Genomic DNA, 6010 nt, shown 5'->3' on the forward strand with positions numbered 1-6010 from the left:
GCACCTCCCCCCCCCCCCCCCCCCCGCCGCCAGGGCGGCGGCGAGCTCGACGTCGTGGCCGGTGGTCAGCATCTGCTCGGGGTAGTCGCAGCAGAGCAGGTCCGGCTGCTGCTTCGCCTCGTCCACCAGGCGGCGGATCCGGGCGCGCTTGGCCCGGGTGACCACGACGGGGTAGCGGGCGATCCCCAGGTGCCGGCCGCCCGATCCGTCGAGCAGCAGCGGACGGCCCATCAGCGTGTCGTCCGCGTGGGCGCCGAGGGCGACCGAGAGGTGCCCCAGGACGTTCAGCGCGACGCCGGGGGCGAGGTCGGACGCCAGCACCGCGGTGATCTTCCGGGCCCGGTAGTCGTAGGCGTCGCCGTCGCCGTCCGCCGCCCGCTCGGACCGTTCCTCGGACATGTCCCTCAACTCCCCTGTGCTCCGGGCCCGGTGCCGTGGCCTGCCGTGACGCTACCGGACCGGGGCGGCCGCGGGGGCCGGGTCCGGGGCGGGAGCCGCGGCATGCGCGCCGTAGAGCCCGTCCAGCTCGAGCTCCCGCAGCCGCCGGTAGTCGGCGGCCACCTGCCGCGGGTCGTCGGAGCTGAGGTAGACGTAGCCGGGCGAGGTGACCAGGTCCAGGGTCTGCACCACCGGCTCGCCCTCGGGGATGGTCAGCACCATGTCGAGGTAGGAGGGCAGCGCCCGCAGCCGGTCCCAGCCGGCGCCGCTCGGCACCACGCCCGCGCCGGGACTGATCAGGTTGACGTACCGCAACGTGGTGAGCCGCCGGGCGGCGGGCAGCGTCCCGTCCAGCACCCGGTGCGGCGCGGCGATCGCCTGCGCCAGCGCGTCCACCTGGTCGATGCCCAGGCAGCGCGAGATCACGTGCGGCAGCTGGGCCCCGCCGAGTCGGGCCGCGCACTCCACCAGCACCGGGCCGCGCGCCGTGAGCATCACCTCGGTGTGGGCGGCGCCGTTGCGGATCTCCAGCGCGTCGAGCACCGGCAGGACGTACGCGGCGAGCCGGCGGGCCGTCGGGTCGTCCAGGTCGAGCGGATAGTCGAAGTCGTTGATGGAGCGCCCACCCGGGGCCGGGCGCTTGTTGTAGCGCCAGATCTCCACCACGTGGTGGACCCCGTCGCGGGAGACCGTGTTGACGAAGTGCTCCGCGCCGTCGAGGAACTGCTGGGCCAGCACGGTGGTGTTGCGCAGTCCGAAGCGGTCGGTGTCCGCCAGGATCGCGGCGTGCGCCTCGCGGATCTGCGCGGCGGAGGAGCAGAAGTAGACGTTGTCGGTGCCCGCGCTGGCCACCGGCTTGAGCACCACCGGCGGCTCGCCCAGCTCCGCGGCCCACGCCACGGTCCGCTCGGCGTCCGCGCTGCTGAGGCTGGCCGCGGTGGGGATCCCGGCCGCGGCCACCGCCTCGACCATGGCGAACTTGTCGCGCCGGGCGGCCGGGTGGGTCATGCCGTTGCCGGGGGTGCCGAGTTCGCTGGAGAGCGCGTCGGCCAGCAGCACGCCGGACTCGGCGCCGGCCACCACGAACTCGACGCCCTCGGCGCGCAGCAGGGCGGCGGTCACCGCCGGGTCCGGGTCGGCGGCGAGGTCGACCGAGAAGTCCTGGGGGCGGTAGTCGAGGTGGACGTCGGGCGTCGCGGAGCGGACGTGGACGCACTCCACGCCGTGCCGGCGCAGCGCGGCGGGCAGGAACCGGGCGATGCCGTAGGCGTCGATCACGGCGCATGTCACAGCGGGTCTCCTTGGGAGGTCGCCTGCCGGTCGTCGTGGCCGGGCACCGGCGCAGGGACGGCGGGCGCGGGGACGGTGGGCGGGCCGGTCGGGCGGGGGCGTCGCAGCAGGCCGACGCCGACCAGCGCGGTGATGACGCAGATGCAGGCGAGCGTCAGCGGCGAGGGGGTGAGCCGGTGGTCGGGCAGTTGCAGCACGAAGGTGAAGAGCGGAGAGAGCGTGCACAGCAGCGAGGCGGTGACCGGCTCGGTGTGGCGCACCCCGGCCTGGATCAGGTAGAGCGGCAGCGCCACGCCGAGCGCGGCGAAGGGGGTCGCCGGCAGCAGCAGGGCGCCCGGGTCGGGGGCCGACTCGGTGCGGGCCACCGCCAGGGCCACCGCGATCAGCAGGAAGAAGCGCACCGACAGCACGACCTGCGGGCCGTGGCCGGCCTCGCTCAGCCGCTTGGAGCAGAGCACGTTGACCGTCGAGAAGACCCCGGAGACCAGGGTCAGCGCGATCCCCGCCAGCACCTGCCCGGCCGGCGCGTGACCCAGCCCGCCGCGGCCGGCCAACGCTCCCCAGAAGAGCACCAGCAGGCAGCCGAGGATCCCCACCGAGGCCCGGACCTCGCCGGCCGACGCGCGGGTGCCGCGCCGCATCAGCGGCCCGAGCAGCACCATGGCCGGCGGCCCCGCCGCGAGGACGGCCACGTTCACCACGGCGGGCTCCAGCAGTCGCAGCGCCTCCAGCATGGTCAGCCAGCCCACCGCGGTGGAGACGTTGATCGCCAGCACGTCGGCGCCGTTCGCCAGCAACGGGCGCAGCACCGCCCGCGGCCCGGCCCGCAGCACGGTGAGGGCCAGGAAGAACGCGGCAGTGAGCGAGAAGGCGAGGGCGGCGAAGCCGAACGGGCTGTGCGCCTGCAACTCCGCACCGAGGTAGACGTCCGCGGCGGCGCTGAGGGCCGCGAAGCCGACCAGGGGCGCCACGCCGCGCCAGATGCGCGTGCTCGGTGCGGAGTTGGCGCCCATCTCGACCGCTCCTCGGCTCGGGGCGCGCCGGTGCGCGCCCGCGACGACGGACTGTCATGAACGCTGCCATGCACACGGCGGCCAGGCAACCGTCGACCTTCCGATGTCCGAAACCCACCGCACGAGGTGGCTCGGATCGAGCCGTGCGGGAGGAGGGTCACTCGGCGGGGACGGGGCGGGGAACGGGAAGGGGCGGGCGGGCACGGGACGGGGACGCGGGGCCGCATGGGACGCGGGGCGACCGCCTCCGGGCAGGGAGCTGACGGACGGTCAGGCCGGCTGTCCCGGCCGGCGGCGGTGCCGGCGGACCAGGTCGGCGGCGGCGGGCGACCAGTGCGGGTGGTCGAAGGTGAAGCCGGCGTCGAGCAGCCGGCCGGGCACGACCCGGCGGCTCTTCAGCAGCAGTTCGGTGTCCGAGCGCAGCGCGAGGGCGCCCAGTTCGGCCATCCACCGAGTCGCGGGCAGGCCCACCGGCACGCCCCGGGCGGCGCGCAGCTCGCGCATGAAGGCGCGCTGGGGCAGCGGTTCGGGGGCGGCCAGGTTCACCGGACCGGTCAGCTCCTCCCGGTCGACCAGGAACTCCACCGCGCGGACGAAGTCGTGCTCGTGGATCCAGGACACGTACTGCCGGCCGCCGGCGACCGGGCCGCCCAGGCCGAGCCGGGCCATCCAGAGCAGGACGTCGAAGACCCCGCCCCGGTCGGGGCTCATCACCATCGCGCTGCGCAGCGCGACCTTGCGCGTGTGCGGGGTCGCCGCCTGCTGCTGGGCCCGCTCCCAGGCCCGGGCGATCTCCACGCTGAAGCCCCAGTAGTCCGGCACGCCGGCCTCGGCGCCCCCGACCACGCCGGTCGCCTCGTCGTTGGCGGCGTCGAAGCGGTGGGCGTAGACGGTGGCGGTGCTCATCTGCAGCCAGACCTTGGGCGGGCGGACGGCCGCGGCGATCGCCTCGCCGACGATCTCGGTCGACCGCACCCGCGAGTCCATCATGGCCCGCAGGTTGGCCTCGGTGTAGCGGCAGCTGACACTGCGCCCGGCCAGGTTGACCACGACGTCACTGCCGTCGATCTCCGCGGTCCACGGGCCCAGCCGTTCGCCGTCCCAGTGGACCTGCCGCTCCCCCACCGGCCGCCTGGTCAGCACCACGACCTGGTGGCCCGCCGCGGTCAGCGCACGGTCCAGGATGGTGCCGACCTGCCCGGTCCCACCCGGAATCACGATCTTCATGGCGCTCCCCCTCCGTAGGGGGGCAGCGTATCCCAGATAGTTGAACGCGTTCAAAAGAGGGTCGGAGGAACGGGCGGAGACAGCGGGCAGGTCGGGTCAGCGCCGCAGCGGTCAGCAGTCAGCAGTCAGCAGTCAGCAGTCAGCGCGGCGATCGGCTCGGGTCAGCGGGTGGCGGCGGCGAGAGCCTCCCGGATGGTGGCGATGTCGGCCTGGCGGCCCGGGTCCTCCGACATGGGCAGCTGAACGTCCTTCAGGTAGGGCAGCCCATAGGCCGGGGTGTCGGGCTGGAAGCGCCAGCTCTCGCTGAGCGGCCCCGCGTCCACCGCGTCGAAGCCGAGGGCGTCGAGCAGGGTGACGGCGTGCGCCTTGCCCGCGGCGTCGTCGCCCGCGATCGGCAGGGCGCTGCGGTCGGGGGCGCCGGCCGGGCGGGCCAGCGCGGTCAGGTGGCCGAAGTAGATGGTGTTGAAGGCCTTCACCACCCGGGCGCTGCCCAGGTGTTCCTGGAGGAGCTCGCTGCTGGTGGTCTCGCCCGAGTCGAGCCGGGCGAAGTGCCCGTCGCGGTCGGGGTAGTAGTTGTTGGTGTCCAGCACGGTGCGCCCGGCGAGCGGGGCCACGGGGACCTGGAGGTAGTTCTTCAGGGGGACCGTGACCACCACCCAGTCGCCGGCCTCACCCGCCTCCGCGGGGGTGGCCGCCCGGGCCCGCGGGCCGAGCTCGGCCACCAGGTCCGCCAGGGTCTCGGGGCCGCGCGAGTTGCTGAGCACCACGTCGATCCCGGCGCCCACCGCGAGCCGGGCCAGCGTGCCGCCGATGAGTCCACTGCCGATCAGTCCAAGAGTCGTCATGCAGGTGACAGTGCTCGCGGGGCCCCGGGTATTCCTGACCGACCGTCAATTTCACCCGTCCGGCCGTGCGGCACCGCGACCGGACGGCCGAGGACCCCACCGCCGGCCGCGGTGACGATCGGTGATATAGCTGATCGCATGAGCGATTCCCTCACCGCGGTGACCGTACGGATCACCGGACACGACGGCGACGAGATCGAGGCCTACCGGGCCCGACCGACGGGCGAGAACCGGCGCGGCGGCGTCGTCGTCCTGCACCACATGCCCGGTTACGACCGTGGCAGCAAGGAGATCGTCCGCCGGTTCGCCGAGCTCGGATACGACGCGATCTGCCCCAACCTGCACTTCCGCGAGGCCCCCGGGGCGGCGCCGGACGACGCGGCCGCCGTCTCCCGGGCGGCCGGCGGCGTGCCGGACGAGCGGCTGGTCGGCGACGTCGCGGCCGCGGCCGCCCACCTGCGCGCGCTGGACACCTCCAACGGGCGCGTCGGGGTGATCGGCTACTGCTCGGGCGGCCGGCAGGCCGTGCTGGCCGCCTGTCAGCTGGACCTGGACGCCGCCGTGGACTGCTACGGCGCGTTCGTCACCGGCACGCCGCCGGAGGGCTTCCCGCTGCGGGTGACCAACCTGGTCGACCAGCTGCCGGCCCTGCGCGCGCCGCTGCTGGGCCTGTTCGGCGGCGAGGACTCCTACCCCGGGCCCGAGCAGGTCGCCGAGCTGGAGCGGATCCTGACCGCGCACGGAAAGGAGCACGAGTTCCACAGCTACCCGGGCGCCGGGCACGGCTTCTTCTCCACCGACCGCCCGGCCTACCACGTGGCCGCGGCGAACGACGGCTGGGAGCGGATCGCCGCGTTCTACGGGAAGCACCTGGAGGCCTGAGGATGTGCACCTACCTGACCGTCAAGGACGTCGTCGACGGCAGCGCCAAGGGCCCGGGCGGCGCCTGGTTCCACGTCTCGGACGTGACGGTCTACTTCGACCACCCGGTGCACGCGATGGCCGAGCACACCGTCAACATCGACCTGGCCGACCCGAGCAAGGGCCCCGCGGCCCGGGTCGCCCTCGAGCTGACCGCCGACTCCGCCCGCCGGCTGGTGGCCGCGATCCAGCTGGCCCTGGACGCGGCGGCGGCCGAGCTGACCCTCTGACCCGGCGGCCGTCGAGGCGGCGGGCGCCGACCGGCCCACCGCCCCG

At 74.6% G+C, this 6010-nt stretch carries 7 protein-coding genes; 2 read left to right on the plus strand and 5 right to left on the minus strand.

Annotated features, from left to right (window positions below):
- From ABD323_RS26675 to ABD323_RS26695, 5 genes are all read right to left on the minus strand, one after another.
- Positions 1–399 (minus strand): DUF2000 domain-containing protein (locus ABD323_RS26675; protein ID WP_344444515.1); only part of this gene is annotated, 399 nt, incomplete at its 3' end.
- A 51-nt stretch (positions 400–450) separates the two neighbouring features.
- Positions 451–1728, minus strand: a complete 1278-nt coding sequence (locus ABD323_RS26680) for an ATP-grasp domain-containing protein (RefSeq protein WP_344444516.1) — start codon at positions 1726–1728, stop codon at positions 451–453.
- Positions 1725–2741, minus strand: a complete 1017-nt coding sequence (locus tag ABD323_RS26685) for an EamA family transporter (protein WP_344444517.1) — start codon at positions 2739–2741, stop codon at positions 1725–1727. The genes ABD323_RS26680 and ABD323_RS26685 overlap by 4 nt, the downstream gene beginning before the upstream one ends.
- Before the next feature lie 270 nt (positions 2742–3011).
- Complete coding sequence (locus ABD323_RS26690) at positions 3012–3968, minus strand: TIGR01777 family oxidoreductase (RefSeq protein WP_344444518.1); 957 nt, start codon at positions 3966–3968, stop codon at positions 3012–3014.
- A gap of 161 nt (positions 3969–4129) precedes the next feature.
- Complete coding sequence (locus ABD323_RS26695; RefSeq protein WP_344444519.1) at positions 4130–4813, minus strand: NADPH-dependent F420 reductase; 684 nt, start codon at positions 4811–4813, stop codon at positions 4130–4132.
- Between the two features lie 138 nt (positions 4814–4951).
- Here ABD323_RS26695 and ABD323_RS26700 point away from each other — a divergent pair, with 138 nt between their 5' ends.
- Together ABD323_RS26700 and ABD323_RS26705 are read left to right on the plus strand one after the other, a co-directional pair.
- Positions 4952–5695 (plus strand): dienelactone hydrolase family protein, encoded by a 744-nt coding sequence (locus ABD323_RS26700; RefSeq protein WP_344444520.1) that lies wholly within the window; start codon positions 4952–4954, stop codon positions 5693–5695.
- A 2-nt stretch (positions 5696–5697) separates the two neighbouring features.
- A complete protein-coding gene (locus ABD323_RS26705; RefSeq protein WP_344444521.1) occupies positions 5698–5964 on the plus strand; it encodes a DUF6295 family protein in 267 nt (88 codons plus the stop codon).
- The last annotated feature ends 46 nt before the right edge of the window (positions 5965–6010 follow it).

The organism is Kitasatospora nipponensis, assembly GCF_039528135.1.
In the GTDB taxonomy this organism is placed as follows: domain Bacteria; phylum Actinomycetota; class Actinomycetes; order Streptomycetales; family Streptomycetaceae; genus Kitasatospora; species Kitasatospora nipponensis.